Origin of the sequence: Catellatospora chokoriensis (genome assembly GCF_011297315.1) — a bacterium.
GTDB lineage: Bacteria > Actinomycetota > Actinomycetes > Mycobacteriales > Micromonosporaceae > Catellatospora > Catellatospora citrea.
This window is the reverse complement of sequence record NZ_JAAOTI010000039.1, coordinates 19249-39320: the sequence shown is the minus strand read 5'-3', so window position 1 is coordinate 39320 and position 20072 is coordinate 19249. Positions and strand designations below refer to the sequence as shown.

General features: G+C 71.7%; 20 protein-coding genes and 1 tRNA gene. 12 read left to right on the top strand and 9 right to left on the bottom strand.

Features of this window, described 5'->3' with window-relative positions:
* Positions 1-25: 25 nt before the first annotated feature.
* Positions 26-811, bottom strand: coding sequence for a DeoR/GlpR family DNA-binding transcription regulator (locus HAV39_RS37750; RefSeq protein WP_191843948.1), 786 nt, complete (start codon positions 809-811; stop codon positions 26-28).
* Between the two features lie 188 nt (positions 812-999).
* Here HAV39_RS37750 and HAV39_RS37745 point away from each other — a divergent pair, with 188 nt between their 5' ends.
* From HAV39_RS37745 to HAV39_RS37715, 7 genes are all read left to right on the top strand, one after another.
* The gene (locus HAV39_RS37745) at positions 1000-1875 is read left to right on the top strand and encodes an SIS domain-containing protein (protein ID WP_191843947.1); all 876 of its coding nucleotides are present in this window, start codon (positions 1000-1002) and stop codon (positions 1873-1875) included.
* Between the two features lie 106 nt (positions 1876-1981).
* Entirely contained in the window at positions 1982-2914 is a 933-nt protein-coding gene (locus HAV39_RS37740) for an ROK family protein (protein WP_191843946.1), read from the top strand.
* On the top strand, positions 2911-3999 hold the full coding sequence (gene nagA / locus HAV39_RS37735) for an N-acetylglucosamine-6-phosphate deacetylase (RefSeq protein WP_191843945.1): 1089 nt from the start codon (positions 2911-2913) through the stop codon (positions 3997-3999). Before HAV39_RS37740 ends, nagA begins: the two co-directional genes overlap by 4 nt.
* Complete coding sequence (locus tag HAV39_RS37730; protein ID WP_191843944.1) at positions 3999-4844, top strand: class II fructose-bisphosphate aldolase; 846 nt, start codon at positions 3999-4001, stop codon at positions 4842-4844. Before nagA ends, HAV39_RS37730 begins: the two co-directional genes overlap by 1 nt.
* 33 nt (positions 4845-4877) lie before the next feature.
* Positions 4878-5825 carry a 1-aminocyclopropane-1-carboxylate deaminase/D-cysteine desulfhydrase gene (locus tag HAV39_RS37725; protein WP_191843943.1) on the top strand — a complete coding sequence of 316 codons (948 nt, stop codon included), beginning with the start codon at positions 4878-4880 and terminating at the stop codon, positions 5823-5825.
* Between the two features lie 9 nt (positions 5826-5834).
* Positions 5835-6167, top strand: a complete 333-nt coding sequence (locus tag HAV39_RS37720) for a hypothetical protein (protein WP_191843942.1) — start codon at positions 5835-5837, stop codon at positions 6165-6167.
* Complete coding sequence (locus HAV39_RS37715; RefSeq protein ID WP_191843941.1) at positions 6164-6487, top strand: type II toxin-antitoxin system PemK/MazF family toxin; 324 nt, start codon at positions 6164-6166, stop codon at positions 6485-6487. The genes HAV39_RS37720 and HAV39_RS37715 overlap by 4 nt, the downstream gene beginning before the upstream one ends.
* 3 nt (positions 6488-6490) lie before the next feature.
* Here the strand turns inward: HAV39_RS37715 and HAV39_RS37710 are convergent, their stop codons facing one another.
* The 3 genes from HAV39_RS37710 to HAV39_RS37700 all read right to left on the bottom strand — a co-directional run bounded on the left by HAV39_RS37710 (position 6491) and on the right by HAV39_RS37700 (position 9996).
* Entirely contained in the window at positions 6491-7708 is a 1218-nt protein-coding gene (locus HAV39_RS37710; protein WP_191843976.1) for an APC family permease, read from the bottom strand.
* Positions 7709-7837: 129 nt separating this feature from the next.
* Complete coding sequence (locus tag HAV39_RS37705) at positions 7838-8512, bottom strand: phosphatase PAP2 family protein (RefSeq protein WP_191843940.1); 675 nt, start codon at positions 8510-8512, stop codon at positions 7838-7840.
* A 161-nt stretch (positions 8513-8673) separates the two neighbouring features.
* Positions 8674-9996 carry a trypsin-like serine peptidase gene (locus HAV39_RS37700; protein ID WP_191843939.1) on the bottom strand — a complete coding sequence of 441 codons (1323 nt, stop codon included), beginning with the start codon at positions 9994-9996 and terminating at the stop codon, positions 8674-8676.
* Positions 9997-10118: 122 nt separating this feature from the next.
* On the opposite strand from HAV39_RS37700, the gene HAV39_RS37695 reads away from it, so the two are divergent.
* Positions 10119-11411 (top strand): DUF4032 domain-containing protein, encoded by a 1293-nt coding sequence (locus HAV39_RS37695; protein ID WP_120317361.1) that lies wholly within the window; start codon positions 10119-10121, stop codon positions 11409-11411.
* Between the two features lie 236 nt (positions 11412-11647).
* On the top strand, positions 11648-12412 hold the full coding sequence (locus HAV39_RS37690) for a phospholipase A2 (protein WP_191843938.1): 765 nt from the start codon (positions 11648-11650) through the stop codon (positions 12410-12412).
* Here the strand turns inward: HAV39_RS37690 and HAV39_RS37685 are convergent.
* Positions 12324-14108 (bottom strand): potassium channel family protein, encoded by a 1785-nt coding sequence (locus HAV39_RS37685; RefSeq protein WP_191843937.1) that lies wholly within the window; start codon positions 14106-14108, stop codon positions 12324-12326. The genes HAV39_RS37690 and HAV39_RS37685 overlap by 89 nt on opposite strands.
* A 165-nt stretch (positions 14109-14273) precedes the next feature.
* Here HAV39_RS37685 and HAV39_RS37680 point away from each other — a divergent pair, with 165 nt between their 5' ends.
* Entirely contained in the window at positions 14274-16082 is a 1809-nt protein-coding gene (locus HAV39_RS37680) for a hypothetical protein (protein ID WP_191843936.1), read from the top strand.
* Positions 16083-16315: 233 nt separating this feature from the next.
* Here the strand turns inward: HAV39_RS37680 and HAV39_RS37675 are convergent, their stop codons facing one another.
* Positions 16316-16732 carry a DUF3224 domain-containing protein gene (locus tag HAV39_RS37675; protein ID WP_191843935.1) on the bottom strand — a complete coding sequence of 139 codons (417 nt, stop codon included), beginning with the start codon at positions 16730-16732 and terminating at the stop codon, positions 16316-16318.
* Between the two features lie 113 nt (positions 16733-16845).
* The gene (locus tag HAV39_RS37670) at positions 16846-17136 is read right to left on the bottom strand and encodes a hypothetical protein (RefSeq protein WP_191843934.1); all 291 of its coding nucleotides are present in this window, start codon (positions 17134-17136) and stop codon (positions 16846-16848) included.
* Positions 17137-17333: 197 nt separating this feature from the next.
* Between HAV39_RS37670 and HAV39_RS37665 the strand changes: the two genes are divergently transcribed.
* A complete protein-coding gene (locus HAV39_RS37665; protein ID WP_191843933.1) occupies positions 17334-17630 on the top strand; it encodes a hypothetical protein in 297 nt (98 codons plus the stop codon).
* Between the two features lie 12 nt (positions 17631-17642).
* Here the strand turns inward: HAV39_RS37665 and HAV39_RS37660 are convergent, their stop codons facing one another.
* Together HAV39_RS37660 and HAV39_RS37655 are read right to left on the bottom strand one after the other, a co-directional pair.
* Entirely contained in the window at positions 17643-18455 is an 813-nt protein-coding gene (locus HAV39_RS37660) for a hypothetical protein (RefSeq protein WP_191843932.1), read from the bottom strand.
* 112 nt (positions 18456-18567) lie between these two features.
* A tRNA-Thr gene (locus HAV39_RS37655) sits at positions 18568-18640 on the bottom strand.
* A 266-nt stretch (positions 18641-18906) separates the two neighbouring features.
* Between HAV39_RS37655 and HAV39_RS37650 the strand changes: the two genes are divergently transcribed.
* Positions 18907-19998 (top strand): ABC transporter ATP-binding protein, encoded by a 1092-nt coding sequence (locus tag HAV39_RS37650; RefSeq protein WP_191843931.1) that lies wholly within the window; start codon positions 18907-18909, stop codon positions 19996-19998.
* Positions 19999-20072: the final 74 nt, after the last annotated feature.

Below are 20072 nucleotides of genomic sequence, written 5' to 3'. Positions count from 1 at the left end.
GTAGGGAAGCCCCTACGGAAAGGTGTCAGGCGACGATGACGTTGAGGCCCGCTTCGCGGAACGCGGCGACCGCGCCGGGATCGGCATTGGAATCGGTGACCAGGGTTTCTATGCGTTCCACGGGACAGATCCGGGCGAACGCGTGGCTGCCGAGCTTGGACGAGTCCGCGATGATCGCCACGCGCTTGGCCCGGGCCACCATCAGCGAGTTCATCGCCGCCTCGCCCTCGTGGTGGGCGGCCGCGCCGAGCGTCACGTCGATCGCGTTGACGCCGAGCAGCACCAGGTCGAGGGTCACCTCGCGCAGGATGCCGCCACCGAGCGGGCCGACCAGCTCGAACGACTGCGGGCGCACCACGCCGCCGGTCACCACGATCTTCATCCGGGACCGGACCAGCAGCTCGTTGGCGATGTTGAGCGCGTTGGTGACGACGGTGAGCTGCGCGCCCTCGGAGACCGAGTTGAGCTCGGGGCGCACGGCCAGGGCCCGGGCCACCTCGGTGGTGGTGGTGCCGCCGTTGAGGCCGACCACCATGCCGGGCTGCACGAGCGCGGCCGCGGCGGTGCCGATGCGCTGCTTCTCGGCCGAGTGCTTGGCGGTCTTGTAGCGCAGCGGGAGGTCGTACGAGACGCCGCTGGCGACCGCCCCGCCCCGGGTACGCGTGATCATCTGCTGCTGGGCGAGCTGGTCGAAGTCGCGGCGGATGGTGGCCTGCGAGACGTCGAGCCGCTCGGCGGCCTCCTCGACGGTCACCCGGCCGGACTCGGTGAGCAGTTCCAGCAGCGCGTTCCAGCGGGCGTACCGGTCCACCGATCCTCCGTTTGCGCGATTTCTGAGCGGATGCGTGCACACTAGTGCGCGAAACCGGCCCATGCAACGCGATGTGCTGCGCGTATGTGACTCTTGAGTTGCCATCGACTGAGGCGTCGCGCAGAATAGCGCGCGAAAACCCGTACTTTCGAGCCGTTACGCGCACGCCTGCTTGGAGGGCCCGCCTCATGACGTACGTCGCCGAAGAGATCAACAGCCAGCCTGACCTCTGGCGACGAGCCGTGACGCAGGCCGCCGAGGCGACCGGGGCGCTGCCCCGCGCCGGCGAGCGCGTCGCCGTCGTCGGCTGCGGCACCTCCTGGTTCATGGCCATGGCGTACGCCGCGCTGCGCGAGGCCGCCGGCCAGGGCGAGACCGACGCCTTCGCCGGCAGTGAGTTCCCGGTAGAGCGGCCCTACGACCGGATCATCGCGATCACCCGGTCCGGCACCACCACCGAGGTCCTCGACATCCTGCGCAAGGCCGGTGACCGGTCGACGGTGCTGGTCGGCGACGTGGACACCCCAGCGGTCACGCTGGCCCGCGACGTGATCGCGATGCCCTGGGCCGACGAGCGGTCGGTCGTGCAGACCCGCTTCGCCACCAGCGCGCTCACCCTGCTGCGGGCCTCGCTCGGCGAGGACCTGGCCAAGGCCGCCGACGACGCGCAGCGCGCCCTCGACCTGCCGCTGCCGCTCGACCCGGCGACCGTCGAGCAGGTCACCTTCGTGGGCCGGGGCTGGACCAACGGCCTGGCCCAGGAGGCCGCGCTGAAGTGCCGCGAGGCGGCGACGTTCTGGACCGAGGCGTACCCGGCGATGGACTTCCGGCACGGCCCGATCTCGATCAGCACCACCGGCCGCGCGGTGTGGGCCTTCGGCGAGGTCCCGCCCGGCCTGCGCGAGGACGTCGAGGCGACCGGCGCGGCCTTCGTCCACGACCCGGCGCTCGACCCGCTCGCCCACCTGGTCGTCGCGCAGCGCTTCGCCGTCGCCCTGGCCGAGCACAAGGGCCTGAACCCCGACACCCCCCGCCACCTGACCCGCTCGGTAGTGCTGTCATGAGCGAGTGCCAGCAAGCGAGTCAGCAGGCTCGACAATGCCGCCGACGAGCGGAGCGAGGAGAAGGCATGAGTCAGCCTGACCCGATCGCAGGTTCTGAGGAGCAAGCATGACCGCGCACCAGCCTGATGACGTCGTCGTCTCGATCGACGTCGGCGGCACCGGCATGAAGTGTGCTCTGGTCGACGTCGCCCACCGGGTGCGGCACACCGAGCGCCACGCCACCGGACGCGAGCGCGGGCCGCAGGCGGTGCTCGGCACCATCCTCGACGTCGCCGCGGGACTGGCCGCCACCGCCGCCGAGCGCGGCTGGCGGCCGGTCGGCGCGGGCGTGGTCGTGCCCGGCATCGTCGACGAGGCCAACGGCATCGCGACGTACTCCTCGAACATCGGTTTCCGGGACGTGCCGCTGCGCCGCGAGATCGTCGAGCGCACCGGCCTGCCCACCGCGGTCGGCCACGACGTGCGGGCCAGCGGCCTGGCCGAGGCCCGGCTCGGCGCGGGCCGGGGACGCAAGCACGTGCTGGTGGTGCCGATCGGCACCGGCATCGCCGCCGCGCACGTCGTCGACGGCACGGTCATGTCGGGCGCGCACGGCGCGGCCGGGGAGATCGGCCACATCGTGGTCCGCCCCGGCGGCCCGCTCTGCGGCTGCGGCCTGCGCGGCTGCCTGGAGGCGCTGGCGTCGGCCAGCGCGGTCGAGCGCCGCTACGCCGAACTCGCGGGCAGCCCCGCCACCGCGGCGCAGGTCGCCGGGCGGCTCGGCACCGACAAGCACGCCGACCAGGTGTGGGCGGAGACCGTCGACGCGCTGGCCGACGGGCTGCTCACCGGCCAGGCGCTGTACGACCCGGAACTGGTCGTCATCGGCGGCGGCCTGGCCGAGTCCGGCGAGACCCTGCTGGCCCCGCTGCGCGACGCGCTGGGTAAGAAGGTCACCTTCCACCGCGTGCCGGAGATCGTGCGCGCCGAACTCGGCGACGAATCCGGCAGCCTCGGCGCCGCCCTGATCGCCCTGGACCTGCTCGAGGAGAGTTCATGATCAGCGGACGGATCGTCACCCCGGACGGTGTCGTCGAGGGTTCACTGCACCTGGCCGGTGACCGGATCGCATCTGTCGAACCCGGCTCGTCGGCCCCGGACCGGTGGGTCCTGCCCGGTTTCGTGGACATCCACAACCACGGCGGCGGGGGGTTCACCTTCACCACCGGCGACGCCGCGCAGGCCCGCGAGGCGGCCGCGTTCCACCTGCGCCACGGCACCACCACGATGCTGGCGAGCCTGGTGTCGTCGCCGTTCGAGCTGATGCGCGACGCGGTGCTGGCGTACGCGCCGCTGGTCGCCGAGGGCGTGCTGGCGGGCGTGCACTTCGAGGGGCCGTACCTGTCGCACGCGCGCTGCGGCGCGCAGAACCCCGAGTTCCTGCGTGACCCGTCGCTCGACGAGCTCGCCGAGATTCTCAAGATCGCCGAAGGCTCGCTGCGCATGGTCACCATCGCGCCGGAGCGGGCGGGTGCGCTGGACGCGATCCGGCTGCTGGCCGAGCACGGCACGGTCGCCGCGGTCGGGCACACCGACGGGTCGTACGCCGAGGTCATGGCCGCGGTCGACGCGGGCGCGACGGTCGGCACGCACCTGTTCAACGGCATGCGCCCGGTGCACCACCGCGAGCCCGGCCCGATCGTGGCGCTGCTCGACTCGCCCACGGTCGTCTGCGAACTGGTCGCCGACGGCGTACACCTGCACGACGGCACCCTGGCCTTCGCCGCGCACAGCGCCGGCAGCGCGCGGTCCGCGCTGATCACCGACGCGATGACCGCGGCCGGCATGCCCGACGGCGAGTACGACCTGGGCGGCCTCACCGTCACCGTCGCCGACCGGGTCGCCCGGCTGGCCAACGGCAGCATCGCCGGCAGCACCCTGACCATGGACGCCGCGGTGCGCCAAGCGCTCGGCGCGGGACTGTCCGTCACGGACGTGGCGGCGATGGCCGCGACCACCCCCGCCCGCGCGATCGGCCTGGCCGACGAGCTGGGCGCGCTGCGCCCCGGCCTGCGCGCGGACCTCGTCGAGCTGGACGCCGAGCTGCGCGTCGTCCGCGTCATGAAGTCGGGAGAGTGGATCTGATGGCCCTGGTCTCCACCGGGAAGCTGGTCGCCGAGGCGGCCGCCGCCGGGACCGGCGTCGCGGCGTTCAACGTGATCACCCTGGAGCACGCCGAGGCGATCACCGCCGGGGCCGCCGCGGCGGGCCGCCCGGTCATCCTGCAGATCAGCGAGAACGCGGTGAAGTTCCACGGCGGCCGGCTCGGCCCGATCAGCGCCGCCGCCCGCGCGGTCGCCGAGCTGGCCTCGGTCGACGTGGCGCTGCACCTGGACCACGTGGAGTCGGTCGCGCTGCTGCACCAGGCGCCCGAGCACGGATTCTCGTCGGTCATGTTCGACGCCTCGACCCTGCCGTACGCGGAGAACGTGGCCGCGACCAGGGCGGCCGCGGAGTTCTGCCACGAGCACGGCCTGTGGCTGGAGAGCGAGCTGGGCACCGTCGGTGGCAAGGACGGCGCGCCGCCGCTCGGCGCGCACGCCCCGGGCGCGCGCACCGACCCGGCCGAGGCCGCCGCGTACGTCGCCGAGACCGGGGTGGACGCGCTCGCCGTCGCGGTCGGCTCCTCCCACGCGATGACCAGCCGCGACGCCGCCCTCGACCACGACCTGATCGCCGCCCTGCGCCAGGCCGTGACGGTGCCGCTGGTTCTGCACGGCTCCTCCGGCGTCGGCGACGCCGAGCTGCGCCGCGCCGTCACCGGCGGCCTGGTCAAAGTCAACATCGGCACGGCCTTGAACATCGCCGCCACGGGTGCGGTCCGCGAGGTCCTGTCCGGCGATCCGAAACTCGTGGACCCGCGCAAATACCTGCGCCCGGCCCGCGACGCGATGTCGGCGACGGTCCGGCACTTCCTCACCCTGCTCTAGACCGGCACGGCGAACAGGCGTGGACTGGTGGGCGTGACCCGTTCCGACCGCCCACCGGCCACGCCCGCCTCGCTCTCGCCCGGGGCCGGGCGGCTGCCCGCGCCGGAGGTCTGCGAGCTGCGTGACGAGCGGCTCGACCGGGCCGGGGTGACCTTGCTGCTGGTGCGCGACGACCTGGTGGATCCGGAGCTGCCCGGCAACAAGTGGCGCAAGCTCAAGTACAACCTGGCGGCGGCCCGGGAGCAGGGGTTCGGCACGCTGCTCACCTTCGGCGGGGCCTACTCCAACCACCTGCGCGCGGTCGCCGCCGCCGGCCGCCGCCACGGGCTGCGCACCGTGGGCATCGTGCGCGGCGAGCAGCACCTCCCGCTCAACCCGTCCCTGGCGTACGCCGCCGCCCAGGGCATGACCCTGGCCTACCTGGACCGCGACACCTACCGCCGCAAGCACACCGACGCCGTCCTCGCCGAGCTGAGGCGCACCTGGGGCGACTGCTACGTGATCCCGGAGGGCGGCAGCAACGCCCTCGCGGTGCGCGGCTGCGCCGAACTGCCCACCGAGATCGAGGTCGACTTCGACGTGCTCTGCTGCCCGGTCGGCACCGGCGGCACCCTCGCCGGCCTCGCCGGCGGTCTGACCGGAACGCAGACCGCGCTCGGCGTGGCGGTGCTCAAGGGCGCGGGCTTCCTGGCCGACGAGGTCACCGAGCTCCAACGGGAGGCGTTCGGCGCGCCGACGGGCAACTGGCGGATCGGCCTGGACCACCACTTCGGCGGGTACGCCAAGCGCACCCCGCGGCTCGACGCCTTCGTCGCCGACTTCCACCGCCGCCACGGCCTGGCCCTGGACCCGGTCTACACCGGCAAGCTGCTGGCCGCCCTCTTCGACCTGGCCGAACAGGGCGCCTTCCGGCCGGGCACCCGCCTCGCCGCGGTCATCACCGGCTCCGCACCGCTTGACGCACCATATGGTGGTGCATAGCCTGGTGCAATGAAGCGCTTGAGTGTCACCGTCACCGATGGGGTCGCCGACACGGTGCATGAGCTGGGCACCGAGTCCATGCTGCGCAAGGCCCTGGAACTCTGGTATGCGCAGCGCGGGCAGACGCCCGACCTCACCAGCGAGGGCGCACGGCTGCGGGCGATGCTCGACGTCGCCGACGCCACCCTGCGCGACATCTGCCTGGAGATCGGCTACGAGCACATGGCCACCTGGCACAACGGCCAGGCGACAGCGGAGCGGGCGGCCCACCGGGAGCGCCGCGCCCGTTCGGTGGCGGAGTGGACGGCCGAGGAGTCCGCGGCTTCCGGCGAGCGCCGATGAGGGCTCCGGTCCGCGGCGAGGTCTACTTCGTCGACCTCGGTGGAGAGCTCGGCCGCAAACCGTTCGCCGTCGTCAGCAACAACCGGCGCAACCGCGCGCTGACCACCGTGCTCGCCGTGCGCATCACGACCACGAACCGGAACACCCGCATCGAGACCGTGGTCCTCCTGGGACAGGACTGCGGAGATCTCGCGGGCTGGGCCCTCTGCGACGACGTCGAGAAGCTCTGGCGCGACGAACTGCCGCCGCCCGCGGGCGCGCTCGGCCCGTACACGATGGCCGCCGTGAACGCGGGGCTGCGCGCCGCGCTGGCGCGCTGACGGTCAGCCCTTGCGGCGGCTGACGGCGTAGGCGAGCACGCCGACGGCGAGCATCCCGGCCCCGGCCAGCACCGTCGGCTCGGGCAGGGTCATCGCGAGCACGACGCAGCCGATCAGCCCGAGTGCGGCCACCGCGCGCAGGTGCTTCGGGCCGCCGAGCGTCCACGCGGCCGCGTTGGTGATCGCGTAGTAGGTCAGCACCGCGACGCTGGAGAAGCCGATCGCACCGCGTACGTCGGCGGCCAGCACCACCGCGATGATCACCACGGCGACGGTCAGCTCCGCGAGCCACGGGGTCGCGTACCGTTCGTGCACCGCGGACAGCCGGCTCGGCAGGTCGCTGCGCCGGGCCATGGCCAGGATGGTCCGCCCGACCCCGGCCAGCAGGCTGAGCAGCACCCCACACACCGCGACGCCCGCACCGACCCGCACGACCGGCACCAGGCCGGGCACCCCGGCCGCGGCCACCACATCGGCCAGCGGCGCGGTGGACCTGGCCAGCGCTGGCAGCCCGAGTACGGACAGGCAGGTCAGCGCCACGACGAGGTAGACCACGAGCACGACGCCGAGGGCGACCGGCACAGCCCGCGGGATGGTGCGGGCCGGGTCGCGGACCTCCTCGCCGAGCGTGGCGATCCGGGCATACCCGGCGAACGCGAAGAACAGCAGCCCCGCCGCGCTGAACGGCCCCGCCGGACCGACCGCCCCGGCCTCCGGAGCACCGCCGCCCCACAGTCCCACGGCCACCGCCGTGACCAGGACCAGCAGCGTGATCGCGACCAGCACCCGGGTCGCGGCGGCGGTCTTGGCGACCCCGCGAATGTTGATCAGGGTCAGCACCACGACCGCGCCGACCGCGACCGGCCGGGCGTACGCGGGCCACAGGTAGTACCCGATGGTCAGCGCCATCGCCGCGCAGCTCGCCGTCTTGCCGATGACGAACGCCCACCCCGCCAGGAACCCGGTGAACGCCCCGAGCTGCTCGCGCCCGTAGACGTAGGTGCCACCGGACTCCGGATACCGGGCGGCCAGCCGCGCCGACCCCGTCGCATTGCACGCCGCCACCACAGCCGCGATCAGCAGCGCCGTCAGCAACGCCCCGCTGGTGCCCGCGGCCGCCGCCGCCGGACCCCACACGACGAACACCCCGGCGCCGAGCATCGCCCCCAGCCCGATGACGACGGCGTCACCGAACCCCAGCCGCCGCGCCAACGTCGAGATCACGCCCGCAGGCTAGCCCGCCCCCATTGAATAAAGGAAGGGCACCTTCTTAACGCTATGTGTACAGGAAGGGCACCTTCTTAACGTTCCACCAGGGAACGCCGAGGTCAGCATGAATGCCGCGCGGTTTCAGCGGGCGGGCGGCAGGATCGCGTCCCAGTCGATCCGGTGGATGATCCGGTCCAGCAGCAGGCCCAGGGCGAGCGCGGCCAGCCCGTCGGTGACCCAGTGGTGCGACAGGTACGTCGTCGTGCACAGGACGATCACCGGCGGCGCGACCCGCATCCAGCGCACCAGCGTCGGCGGCAGCCGCCACAGCCGCGAGGCCAGGATGACGATCACGCCCCACCACACGATCGCGTTCACCACGTGCCCGGACGGGTACGAGTTGGAGTACACCACCGCCAGCGGGTTGAACAGCTCCACCGCGTTGGGCAGTCCGCTGCTCGGCGCGTCCCGGTGCGTCCACAGCTTCAGCGGCCCGATGGTGAGGTACGTCAGCAGGAACCCGGTCACCCCCGGCAGCAGCACCCGCAGGTCCCGGGTGCGCACCAGCAGCGTGACGGTCAGCGATCCGGTGATGATCCACATCACCAGCCAGCCCTGCCCGAGGTAGTTCAGCGCCCGCGCGATCACGTGCACCCAGCCCGGCTGGTGGCTCTGCACCCAGTCGCGTACGCCCAGGTCCAGCCCTTCTGTCACGCCGCGCGCCGCCAGCACCGTGATCAGCGCCAGCACCGCCACCAGGGTGACGTCCCACCACCAGCTGTCGAACCGGCTCAGCCGCCGCGTCGGAATCCGCACCGGCCCACTATGCCTGACCGCCCCGGCGACCCCGGCATGCCTGCACCACCCCACCACACGATCTCCACCTCGGCCGCACCCCCAGGTGATCATGAAGTTATGGCAACGACACGCCGACGACCCCTGCCACAAGTTCATGATCACCGCGAGGGGGCGGGGTGTCAGAGGAGGTCGGCGAGTTTTTTGTCGATCAGTTCCATGCGGACGCCGGAGTTGGGGCAGCCGCCGAAGTGGTGCAGTGCGATGACCTTGTCCGTACGCCGGGACAGCACCGGCGAACCGGACGAGCCGCCCTCGGTGTCGCAGTAGTAGGAGATGTCGGTGTCCTTGGCGTACCCGTCGTAGTCGCTGTCCTCCACCGCGCAGTTGCCGGCCCGGTCGCGGTCGCTGCTGACGGCCACCATGGCCGGCGCACCGGCCGGGTGCTGCGGGATGTAGAGCTCCTCGCCCTTGTCCGGGCGGCGCAGGTCCAGCTCCAGGTAGCCGAACTTCTGCACCAGGTCGAAGTCGGTCACCGAGAACAGGCTGAAGTCGAGGGTGCGGTCCGTGGCGACCAGCTCGCTCAGCCACACCTTGGTCGGCCGGAACACGTCGAAGCCGCCGCACTCGGCACACTGGTAGTTGAACCACACCTCGACGTCGGTGGTCTCGCTCTTGTCGGCGACGCAGTGGTTGTTGGTCAGCAGCAGGTTGCGCGGCCCGACCCGCCAGGCGGTGCACAGCTCGACGCCGCCGATCAGCATGCGGGCCACGGCCTTGGAGCGCCGGTAGACCACCGGTTCGGTGGTCCGGTAGCAGACCGCGTCGGCCTTCTGGTCGGAGCCGCAGACGGTCTCCTCGCGGCCGGTGCGCGCCGCGTCCCGCTTGGCCCGCTGGTACGACTCCGACGCGGCGGCCCGCTCCGGCTCGGTGTGCCCGCGGCTCACCTTGTCGATCACGACGCCGAGCCGCGCCACGGCTCCACCGAGCCCGAGCAGGTCGAGGTTCGAGCTGTGCAGCTCGACCAGGGCGGTGTCCCCGGTGACCGACATCGCCCAGCGGCCCGCGGTGCCGAGCACCGAGCCGACCGCGTCGCCGTCGATACGGTGCACCTCGGTCCGCTTCGGGTCGCTGACCGTCAGGTAGTCGCCGGGCAGCAGCAGCAGCTGCGAGAAGTGCACCTTGACGTATTCGGCCCCGGGGTAGCGCAGGGTGGCGCTGCGGTCCGCGTCGAGGTAGCCGAGCACCGCGTGGGCGGCTTCGAGCCGGCCCGCCTCGGCCCGGCCGGCCTGGCGTACCGTCGCGTCCTTGCCCTTCGCCGCGACCGGGGCGACGACCTCGCCCGCGGCCGGGGACGCGGCCCCCTGCACCGCGGTGACCATCGAGCGGGCGGCATCCGGCCCGGCTGCGGGTGGGGATCCCTCGCCGAGCACCGCGGCGCCCGCTGCCGTGGTGAGCGCCAACACGGCAGAGATTCCCATCACCAGCGCGACCGTACGGCGCATGCGACCAGCCTCCTGAACGACTCCGGACAAGCTCCCTACGTGCAACGACGCAGCACTGTGGCCGGTGCCTCGGCCGAAAAGAGGATTCGCGGCAGGTGTGGGCCAATCCGTAGGCTGTTCGCGTGCGGATCACCTCGGCCCTAGTCGACCCTGCCCTGATCGATTTACCCTGGTCCACTCCACTGGAGGAGTGGCCGGCCGACCACCTGGTCGCGCTGCCCCAGGGCATCTCGCGGCACGTGGTCCGCTTCGTCAAACTCCAGGGCACCGTGTACGCGGTGAAGGAGACCCGCGAGAAGATCGCCGAGCGGGAGTACGACCTGCTGCGCGCGCTGGAGCGGATCAGCGCTCCCTCGGTCGAGGCGGTCGCGATCGTCGCCGACCGGGTCGCCGCCGACGGCGAGCACCTGGAACCGGTGCTGGTCACCCGGCACCTCAAGTTCTCCCTGCCGTACCGGGCGCTGTTCTCGCACACGCTGCGCCCCGACACCATGAACCGGCTGCTGGACGCGCTCGCCGCACTGCTGGTGCGGATGCACCTGCTCGGGTTCTTCTGGGGCGACTGCTCGCTGTCCAACACCCTGTTCCGCCGCGACGCGGGCGCGTTCGCCGCGTACCTGGTCGACGCCGAGACCGGCCAGCTGCACCTGCGGCTGTCCCCCGGCCAGCGCGGCGAGGACCTGGAGATCGCCCGCACCAACATCTTCGGCGAGGCGCTGGACCTGCAGGCCGCCGGCCTGCTGCACGAGGGCATCGACCCCGAGCATGTCTCCGACGAGGTGGTGCGCCGCTACGAGACGCTGTGGCACGAGCTGACCCACGAGCAGGCCGTCGAGACCGATACCCGCCGCCAGATGGACAAGCGCATCCGCCGCCTCAACGAGCTCGGCTTCGACGTCGAGGAGGTGTCGATGTCCGTCGTCGAGGAGGGCGGGCACCGCAGCATCATGCTGCGCCCGAAGGTCGTCGACGCCGGTCACCACACCCGCCGCCTGCTCCGCCTGACCGGCCTCGACGCCGAGGAGAACCAGGCCCGCGCGCTGCTCAACGACCTCGACGCGTACCGGGCCGAGTCCGAGGACCTGCCCGACGAGGCCCAGGCCGCGCATCGCTGGCTGACCGAGGTGTTCGAGCCGGTGATCCGCGCGGTGCCGGCCCACCTGCGCGGCAAGCTGGAGCCGCCGGAGCTGTTCGTGCAGATCATCGAGCACCGCTGGACGCTGAGCGAGACCGCGGGCCGCGACGTGGGCCTGGCGCCCGCGGTGCAGTCGTTCCTCAACGACGTCCTGGTCCACCGCCCGGACGAGCAGGCCGTCCTCGGCTACGACCCCGACGACGAGCCCGACCCCGACCTCATCCCGGACGACGACATAGTCGACGACGAAGACCTCGAACCCGACCCCACCACCCGCTGACCTCGCGGCCACCTGGCCCGCCCCGCGCCGCTCCTTTTTCCATAGACGGTGGCCTATGACATCGAGTTTGATCTACAAATTCTCGACGTAATAGGCGACCGTCTATGGAACACGGGTGGGTGACCCGCTGGGCGATCAGCGAAACCGCAGGTAGCGTGGCTGCCCGGTCCGGACGCGCCGCTCTGCCGAGCGGCGTGGCAACCCGTCGGGCCGCGTGCAGCGAAGGGGTCGCAACGATGCGATCACGGACGCGCCTGGCCGCCCTCGCCAGGCTCTCCGCCGAACGGGCCGGGCCCGACGGCCGGGCACGCCGCCTGCCGTCCGCCGGCCGTCGGCCGCTGCCGGGCTGGCTGCGTTCGCTGCTGGTGCTCGGCGTCGGCATCGCGGCGGCGCTCACCGTCGCGACCCCGGGCAACGCGCAGGTCAGCGCGGACGTCGCCGCGGCCCACATGATCCACGCACTGCCCGCCGGCGACCTGTCCGCCGTGCCGGAGGACTTCCCGCAGGTCATGCACTACACCCCGGGCACCGCACGGCTGGCCGACGGCTCGCTCCGGGTGATCAACCCGACCGGTTCGTGCTCGGTGCCCGGCGAGGGCCGCCCGTTCGACTTCGCGACGGCCTGCAAGGCCCACGACTTCGGCTACGACCTGCTGCGGTATGCCCAGCGTCGGGGCGCGCCGCTGGATCCGGCGGCCCGCGCCGACATCGACCTGCTGCTCGACCACGACCTGCGGGTGCAGTGTGCCGCCGACTCGACGCCGGCCAGCTGCGACGCGACCGTCACCCTGTTCGCCGCGGGGGTCGGCTTCAACTCGTGGCGGCAGGTCTCCGGGCCGCCCGTCGACACGTCCGGGCTGCCCCGCACCGCAGGCCTCGTCATGCTGACCCTGGCCGGTGGCGGCTGCCTGGTCACGGCGCGCTCGCGTCTGCTCCCTGCTCGACCGGGTCCGCGTCGTCGTCCGCGCCGTTTCCGGCGGCCTGGCGCATCAGCCGGCTGAGACCGTCGCGGCTGGCCACCACGGTGATCCGGTCGCGAGCCTGGAGCACCCGGTTGGGCGCGGGCCGCCACAGCGGGCGGGGCTCGCCGAACTCGGCCAGCGCGATCACGCGTACCGCTCCGGCCGTGTCCGCGACGGCCACCCGCTGTCCGGCGAGCACCGAGCCCGTGCCGACCACGACCTCCGCGACGAGCAGCACCCGGCGCTCGACCGAGATGGTGCCGATGACCTCGCGTTCCATCAGCGCCTCGGCGAAGGCCGGCGCGGCCAGGTAGGACACGCTCCGGGTGAACCGGATGCTGAACGTCTTGCGCACCCGCGCGGCGAGGTCGCCGTCGAACAGCCGGACCAGCACCCGCAGCTTCGGCTGCAGGTTGCGGCCGTGCAGCGCCGCCTCCAGGTTGATGACGTCGTTGCTGGCCAGGGTCATCAGCGCGCGGCAGTTCTGCACGTGGGCCGAGCGCAGCGTGCTCTCCCGGCTCGCGTCGCCGATGATCAGCGGCACGCCCAGCTCACGGGCCAGTGGCACACCGCGCGCCTCCTCCTTGACGTCGATCGCGACGAGCGGGACGTCCCGGTCGTAGAGCAACCGCAGCACCCGGGTGCCGACGTTGCCCAGGCCGACCAGCACGACGTGGCCCTCCTCGGGCAGCCGTAGCCGTCCCTGCGCCACCGCGAGCCGGGCATTGACCGCGCCCTCGACGACCATGGCGGTGATCAGCGGCACCAGGGCCAGCCCGGCCAGTGCGACGAGCAGCTGCAGCACCTGCTGCCACCCCGGGATGTCCGCTTCGAGCTGCGGGCCGCCGAGCGCGTTGACCAGCGTGACGTAGACGCCGTCCCAGAACGAGGCGACCTCCGGCCGGGTGCGCGCGAACGCGAAACCGGCCCCGACCAGGATCAGCAGCACCACCACGACCGCGATGCGGAACTGGCGTGAGATCAGCGTCTTCGCGGTGTCCACGACGGCGGGCAGCCGCCAGCGGCGCGCGTTGCGGCGTACGGTGCGCGCGACGGTGTTCACCGTGTCGGCGACGCTGTCGGCCACCCCGCTGCTCACCCGCGCTTCGGCCAGCACCAGGTCGGCCCGGCCCGGGTCGGCGGGCAGCAGGTCCGGCGCGGTGCCGCCGGTGGTGGTGTCCACCAGCCCGCAGACCACGTCGTCGGGTGCCACGTCCGTGCGCCGGGCCACCACGAGGGTGCGGCCGCCGACGGGCAGGGGCACCGCGTTGACCTCGTCGAGGGCCAGCGCGACCAGGGCCGGCGAGGCGATCTCGGCGTCGGACAGCACCCGGGCGTTGCCCAGCAGTTCCTCGATGCCGCGGCCGAGGTGGGAGTTGTACATCCGGACCACCAGCCGCAGCCCCGGCACCAGGTCCCGGGCCTGCAGCGCGACGTGGATGTTGCCGACGTCGTCCTGAACCGTCAACGCGAGCCCGATCGCGGTGGCGACATCGGCCTTGACCAGGGCGCGTTCGTCGACGCGTTCGACCACCACGACGCGCACCCGCGGCAGCTCGCCGAAGTCACGGGCGTCGCGCCGCTGATCGGCGGTCATCAGCACCACCACGTCCACGCCGTAGCGCGTGGTCAACTGCTCGGCCAGGCGGTACGCCAGGCCGTCAGAGCCGTTGATCACGAAGTGGTTGTTGCGGGCACGGCGGAGGTTGGCCACTACCGAGGAGGGGGTGAGCACGCCCGGATGCTATCGACCACGCACCACCCGTACCACCCCTGAGGGATCGCCGGACATGCCTTTCCCGCGACGATATGCCCCTTTTAGTCGTTGCTCCTTCAGACGAATGCACCAAGCAGCACCCTGCGGTTCGGGGTGCACCGGTCAGCAATCGAATGGATGGACATGAACAAGTGGTTCTACCGTGCCGTCGGCGCCGTGGGCGTGGCGGGCGGCGTCATGCTTCTCGGCAATGGCGTCGCGCACGCTGAAACGGTCACCGAGGCCCAGCCGACCGCCGATCTTCAGGCCATGCGAGGGCTGGTGGCCGACCTCTTCTCTCCGACGGGCGGCCTGCACGACCTCGGCCTGTCGCTCGACATGCCCGACACGAGGCTGAACGCAGGGCTGCTCGCAGAAGGCCCGCTTTCGATCACGCGCGGCACCGGCGACCTCGGCGTCACCGCGTACGCGCCCGGGGTGCAGGACATCTCGCTCACCGGCAAGGTGCCGGATCTGACCCGCGCGCTGCCGAGCACCGGCCTGCTGAACAGCACCGGCCTGCTCAACGGCGCCGCCAAGGAGGAGGGCCTGCCGGGCCTGGACAGCGTGACCGGCATGCTCTCCGGCGGGCCGCTCGGCGGCCTGCTCGGCGCGCAGCCCGGCGGCAGCCCGCTCGGCGGCCTCACCAACGGCCCGCTCGGCGGCCTCACCAGCGGCCTCATGGGCGGCCCCGACGGTGGCGGCACCCTGGGCGGACTCCTCGGCGGCGGCAGCAGCCCGCTCGGCGGCCTGACCGGCGGTCTGACCGGCGGGGACGGCCCGCTCGGCGGCCTCACCGGCAGCCTGGGCGACCTGACCGGCGGGCTCAGCGGCGGCCTCAACGGCAGCGGCCAGGCCGCCGACCCGCTCGGCAGCCTCACCGGCGGCCTGACCGGCGAGCGCAACGACCTGGCCGGGCTCCAGCCCGAGCCGGCGCCCGCGCCGGTCTCAGCCGCCGGCGACACCGCCCAGGACACCTTCGGCGAGTGGGTCGACGAAGCGCCCCGCAGCATGCCGACCGACATGCTGGCACGCCAGGACGTCGTCGACCCGCTGATGGACGTGGACGCGCTCGACCCGTCCGACAGCCAGGGCATCACGCTCGACCCGGCGCTGTCCCAGCAGGTCGCCGACGCGACCTCGCAGATCGTGCCCGCGCTCATCGCCGACGCGATGGGTCAGAAGAACGTCGGTGCCGACCTGCTCGCGACCGAGGGCCTGCCCACGGCCGAAGGCCTGCCGTTCGTCGACAAGCTGCCGATCCTCGACGGCGTGCTCGGCAACGGCGGCCCGCTGGACAGCATCCTGGTCGTCGGTGACATCGCCAAGCAGCTGCCCGGCGTACGCGACCTGGCCAACGGCAAGCTGAGCCTGGACACGGTCACCAAGATCCCGGTCGTCGGCGGCATGCTCACCGGCGGCATCGTGCAGGGCGGCAAGCCCGGCACCGCGCTGCCCGTGGTCGGCTCGCTGCCGCTCGTCGGCGACGCGCTGGGCAAGATCACCGGCGGGCTGAACGGCATCAGCCCCGGCCGCGGTGCGAACCTGCTGAACCCCGCACCGGCCGTCGACACGCAGTTGCCGGTCGGCCAGCAGCTCGTCGCGCCCGTGCCCGCACCCGCGCCCGCTCAGCCGCAGCACGTCGGCCGGCACCGGGCCACCGAGCGCCCGATCGCGGGCGAGGACGCGGAGTACGCGGAGTCGGCGACGACCGAGGCGGGCCTGCCCGGCCTGGGCGAGCTGCCGCTGCTGGGCGGCCTCACCGGCGGCCTGACCGGCGGCGCCGGTGGAGCCGGCGGCCTGCCGGTGGGCAGCCTGCTGGGTCAGCTGCCGCTCGTCAACGACCTGCCGATCCTGGGCAACATGGCCACCTCCATGGAGGTGCTGCGCGCGCTGCCGCTGGTCGGCACCGCCGCGGGCCTGCTGCCGCTGGAGAGCGACACGCTCGTCTGACAGGGGTACGGGCGAGGGGGCGGATGCGTGTCGCATCCGCCCCCTCGCGCGTCCACCAGCACTCTCCCGCCGGTCACGGCACCTTCGGCAGCACCGTGCCCACCGCCGGCACGTCCTTCGCGACCGCGACGACCTTGCCGCTCGCGTCCAGCAGGGTCAGCGTGAGCGCACGACTGTCCGAGCGGCCCGAGCGTGGTCAGCCCACGCCATCCCGTTCGCGTGACGCACTGCGCTCAGCGCAGGACGAGGGTCACGCGGGCACCGGCCTCGTCATGCACCAAAGTGATCTCTCCGGCGAGCCCGACGAGCTGTCCGGTCCCCGAGCCGGCCACGATGTGCCCGAAGGTCCGGGGGTCATTGCCGTCGTCGAGCCCCCAGTGCTGGAAGACCACCGTGCCTGCCCGGCCGTCGATGCTGCCGGTGAAGCGCTCGGAGGCGACATAGCCGCGGCCGTCCGGGCCGGCCGCGGTGAGCACTTCGGCGACGCTGGCACCGTCGACGGCCCCGCGGAAGTTCTTGCGGACCGTGACCCGCGCGAGCGCCGGGCCTTCGGCCGGCTCGTCGTAGACGCTCGGGTCCCAGCCGGTGACCTCGAACTCGGCGGTGAGCGTCCGCGCGGTGGCCGGAGCTGAGCTGTTCGGATCCGTCATGCCCGAACCGTATTTCCGGGTGCCCGGGGCGGTCTTGAAGATTCGCGACAGGGACCTGAGCCGTACGTCGCTGCTGTACAGCAACGGCGTGGCAGCCGGCAGGACTCGATTGATCAGACCAGAGCCCAGATCAGGCTTCCTGTTCCGGCGAGCAGGATCACGATTCCGGCCGTCACGAATATGCGGCCGACCACGCGGGACCAGCGACGGGCAGCCTGCCAGTCGGCGTCATCGGGTTCGATGATCGATTTCCACACTCCGGACTTCTTCAGGAAGGCATTGCGGTACAGCGTCTCCCTGGCGTATGCGTCGGCCACGCCGAACAGGTTGGCGACGGACAGAAAGCCGAAGATGCTCAGCAAGACGCCGAAACCCATGGTGCCGAGGGACTCTCTGACGTTCACGCGTATGCCCTCCGGCCCGCACCGCTGTCGCCGGTTGTCGATGTCTGATCCTGTCATCCCGCTACAAGTCGTCGTTCCGGCGAGCTTCTGAGGCGGCGACGGGCCGAGAGGATCCCGGTGATCCCTGTCGCCGGCCGAGTTGGGGAGAGACAGCACCGGGCCTGCGAGAACAAGCGGACTAGGCGATCATGTTCGGCATGCCGAACGTGTCACTCGATCCCAAACTCGTCCGCTATGAACTCAGCAAAGGCGTCGCCGCCGTCCGACTGTTCATTGAACAGCCCGCCGAGGCGTCCATGGACGGCTGGTATCTCGTACCGCGCAGCGTTATCTGCATGATCATCGGACCTGGGCCTGACCGGACCGACTACGTCTTCCCTCGCCTTGGTATGCCCATACCTCCCGGATGGGAGGAGGCGGTTGCCGCACGAGGCGGCGCGACCGTGATTTTTGGCGGGATCGAAGACAGCGGACCGTTCGCAGCATCCGTGTGACCCTGCCCGCAGCTACGGCGATGGCAGGTAGACGGCGGTCGCGTCGTCGCTCTTCTTGTTCCTGGGCCAGCGAACGCCGAGCGGGTCGGACTCTTCCGCTTCGCGAACGATCCGCAGCAGCTCTCCCGGACCTCTGTCGTGCAGGACGGCGAAGACCTGCGTCCAGTCCAGGAGCCCGAACTCCACGGCACGAACGGCACCGTCCGTGAGCACGGACATCGCCTTGATCCCAGGCTTCGGTACGGTGCCGGTGATGGCGTGATCAGCGGCCGCGCTGTCGGCCGCAGCGATCCAGTAGCCGCCCACTCGGTTGCGCGCGGCAAGTTCGCCGCGCTTCATGCGCAGCAACGCGGCTCGCTTCTCGGGCGACCCGATCAGGTACCTGTTCGCCTCGGCCCGCTCGTCGGGTGCGGTGGCGCCGACCCGCTCGTCGCTGATGACATTCTCCCCCGCCGCCGCCGCCGCGACGGCGACGCTGACGTCGCCCAGTACCAGGTACTCCCAGTGATCCGCGGTATCGCGAAGGATGCCGACGCCGGCGGAAGGCGTCCCGGGGTGGGTCAGGTCGCACGTGTGCAGGTGCGCCTGGGCGGTCTCCGTGATGGCAGCCCGGAGAACGCCCGTCAACGGGATGTCGCGGTCGCCGGCCATGTCGACGATGCACGCGCCGAGATGTCGCGCGTACCAGGCCACGCCGTGGATGCACCCGGTCGCGGTGCGGGCCGTCGCGCCGTCGAGCACGACGACGAGGCCTGCTGCGGCAGCGCACCAGTCCTCGGACGGCACGCCGACCTCGCCAGGCTCGGTGGCTGCCAGGACGCGCATGGCCAGGCTCCAGACTGACGTTGCTGTGCACTTCTGCTGTCAGCACGGGCCGGGGAAGCGTCGATGCCCAGACCCGCTGTCGGGTTCTGGGCATCGACCTGGTCTTTCTCGGAGCCGACCAGGGGACTTGAACCCCTAACCTTCCGATTACAAGTCGGGTGCGCTACCAATTGCGCCAGGCCGGCATGCACGGCCCGAGGAGCGGCCGTACCCAGCGATGGTACGCGGCGGGAGCACCAGGTTCGCTACCGGATTCCCCGGAGTTTCGTACCGATCATCACCATACCGTCCGTTTTGCCTGGCAGGCGCGTTCCACTGGATGATCCACGGGCTTGTTTACACGGCGTTACGCGGTTACTTTGGCGAACGCCGGGTTCGTGCAAACGTGGCCGGCACTTCACTTTCACTCGGATCGTCCGGCACGTTCCTGCCGGTGGAAGGACACACCCCCGTGGCTACCGTCACCTATGCGAAGGCCTCCCGGATCTACCCGGGCACCGACCGCCCCGCCGTCGACCAGCTCGACCTCCAGATCAACGACGGCGAGTTCCTCGTCCTCGTCGGCCCGTCCGGCTGTGGCAAGTCCACCAGCCTGCGGATGCTGGCCGGTCTTGAGGACGTCGACCAGGGCGCGATCTACATCAACGACAAGGACGTCACGAACCTCCCGCCGAAGTCGCGGGACATCGCGATGGTCTTCCAGAACTACGCCCTCTACCCGCACATGACGGTGTACGAGAACATGGCGTTCGCGCTCAAGCTGCGCAAGACCCCGAAGTCGGAGATCGACGTCCGGGTCAAGAAGGCCGCGCAGATGCTGCAGCTGGAGGAGTACCTCAGCCGCAAGCCGAAGGCGCTCTCCGGCGGTCAGCGCCAGCGTGTCGCCATGGGTCGCGCCATCGTGCGCGAGCCGCAGGTCTTCCTCATGGACGAGCCGCTGTCGAACCTCGACGCCAAGCTCCGCGTGCAGACCCGTTCGCAGATCGCCACGCTGCAGTCGCAGCTGGGCATCACCACGGTGTACGTGACGCACGACCAGGTCGAGGCCATGACCATGGGTCACCGCGTCGCCGTGCTGCTCGACGGTGTGCTGCAGCAGTGCGACACCCCGCGTGCCCTGTACGACCGGCCGTCGAACGTCTTCGTCGCGGGCTTCATCGGCTCCCCGGCCATGAACATCAAGACCGTTCAGCTGACCGACGCCGGTGCCGTGTTCGGCCAGATGGTGCTCCCGCTGACCCGCGAGCAGGTCGCCCTGGCTCAGGCCGAGGGTGGCAACGGCCAGGTCACCGTCGGCTTCCGCCCGGAGGACTCGGACCTGGTGGGCGCGAGCGAGGGCGGCATGCCGATCGTCGTGGACCTGGTCGAGGACCTGGGCGCGAACGCGAACGTGTACGGCCACGCCGCGATCAACGGTGGCGAGGAGCGGTTCGTGGTCACCACGACCCGCCAGGCGATGCCGAGCCTCGGCGACACCGTGTTCGTCAAGCCCGTGGTGGGCAGCCACCACGCGTTCCACGCCGCCTCCGGCGTGCGCATCTGACGCATCAGCGACACCGAAGGGGCAGGGCCGGATGGTCCTGCCCCTTCTTTGTGATCTGCGTGCCGATCTTCGGT

What these genes read in the sequence shown, in the direction of transcription:
- HAV39_RS37745 (WP_191843947.1), top strand. Translation starts at nt 1,000, where the DNA reads ATGACGTACGTCGCCGAAGAGATCAACAGCCAGCCTGACCTCTGGCGA.
- HAV39_RS37740 (WP_191843946.1), top strand. Translation starts at nt 1,982, where the DNA reads ATGACCGCGCACCAGCCTGATGACGTCGTCGTCTCGATCGACGTCGGC.
- nagA (WP_191843945.1), top strand. Translation starts at nt 2,911, where the DNA reads ATGATCAGCGGACGGATCGTCACCCCGGACGGTGTCGTCGAGGGTTCA.
- HAV39_RS37730 (WP_191843944.1), top strand. Translation starts at nt 3,999, where the DNA reads ATGGCCCTGGTCTCCACCGGGAAGCTGGTCGCCGAGGCGGCCGCCGCC.
- HAV39_RS37720 (WP_191843942.1), top strand. Translation starts at nt 5,835, where the DNA reads ATGAAGCGCTTGAGTGTCACCGTCACCGATGGGGTCGCCGACACGGTG.
- HAV39_RS37715 (WP_191843941.1), top strand. Translation starts at nt 6,164, where the DNA reads ATGAGGGCTCCGGTCCGCGGCGAGGTCTACTTCGTCGACCTCGGTGGA.
- HAV39_RS37700 (WP_191843939.1), bottom strand. Translation starts at nt 9,996, where the DNA reads ATGCGCCGTACGGTCGCGCTGGTGATGGGAATCTCTGCCGTGTTGGCG.
- HAV39_RS37690 (WP_191843938.1), top strand. Translation starts at nt 11,648, where the DNA reads ATGCGATCACGGACGCGCCTGGCCGCCCTCGCCAGGCTCTCCGCCGAA.
- HAV39_RS37680 (WP_191843936.1), top strand. Translation starts at nt 14,274, where the DNA reads ATGAACAAGTGGTTCTACCGTGCCGTCGGCGCCGTGGGCGTGGCGGGC.
- HAV39_RS37675 (WP_191843935.1), bottom strand. Translation starts at nt 16,732, where the DNA reads ATGACGGATCCGAACAGCTCAGCTCCGGCCACCGCGCGGACGCTCACC.
- HAV39_RS37665 (WP_191843933.1), top strand. Translation starts at nt 17,334, where the DNA reads ATGCCGAACGTGTCACTCGATCCCAAACTCGTCCGCTATGAACTCAGC.
- HAV39_RS37660 (WP_191843932.1), bottom strand. Translation starts at nt 18,455, where the DNA reads ATGCGCGTCCTGGCAGCCACCGAGCCTGGCGAGGTCGGCGTGCCGTCC.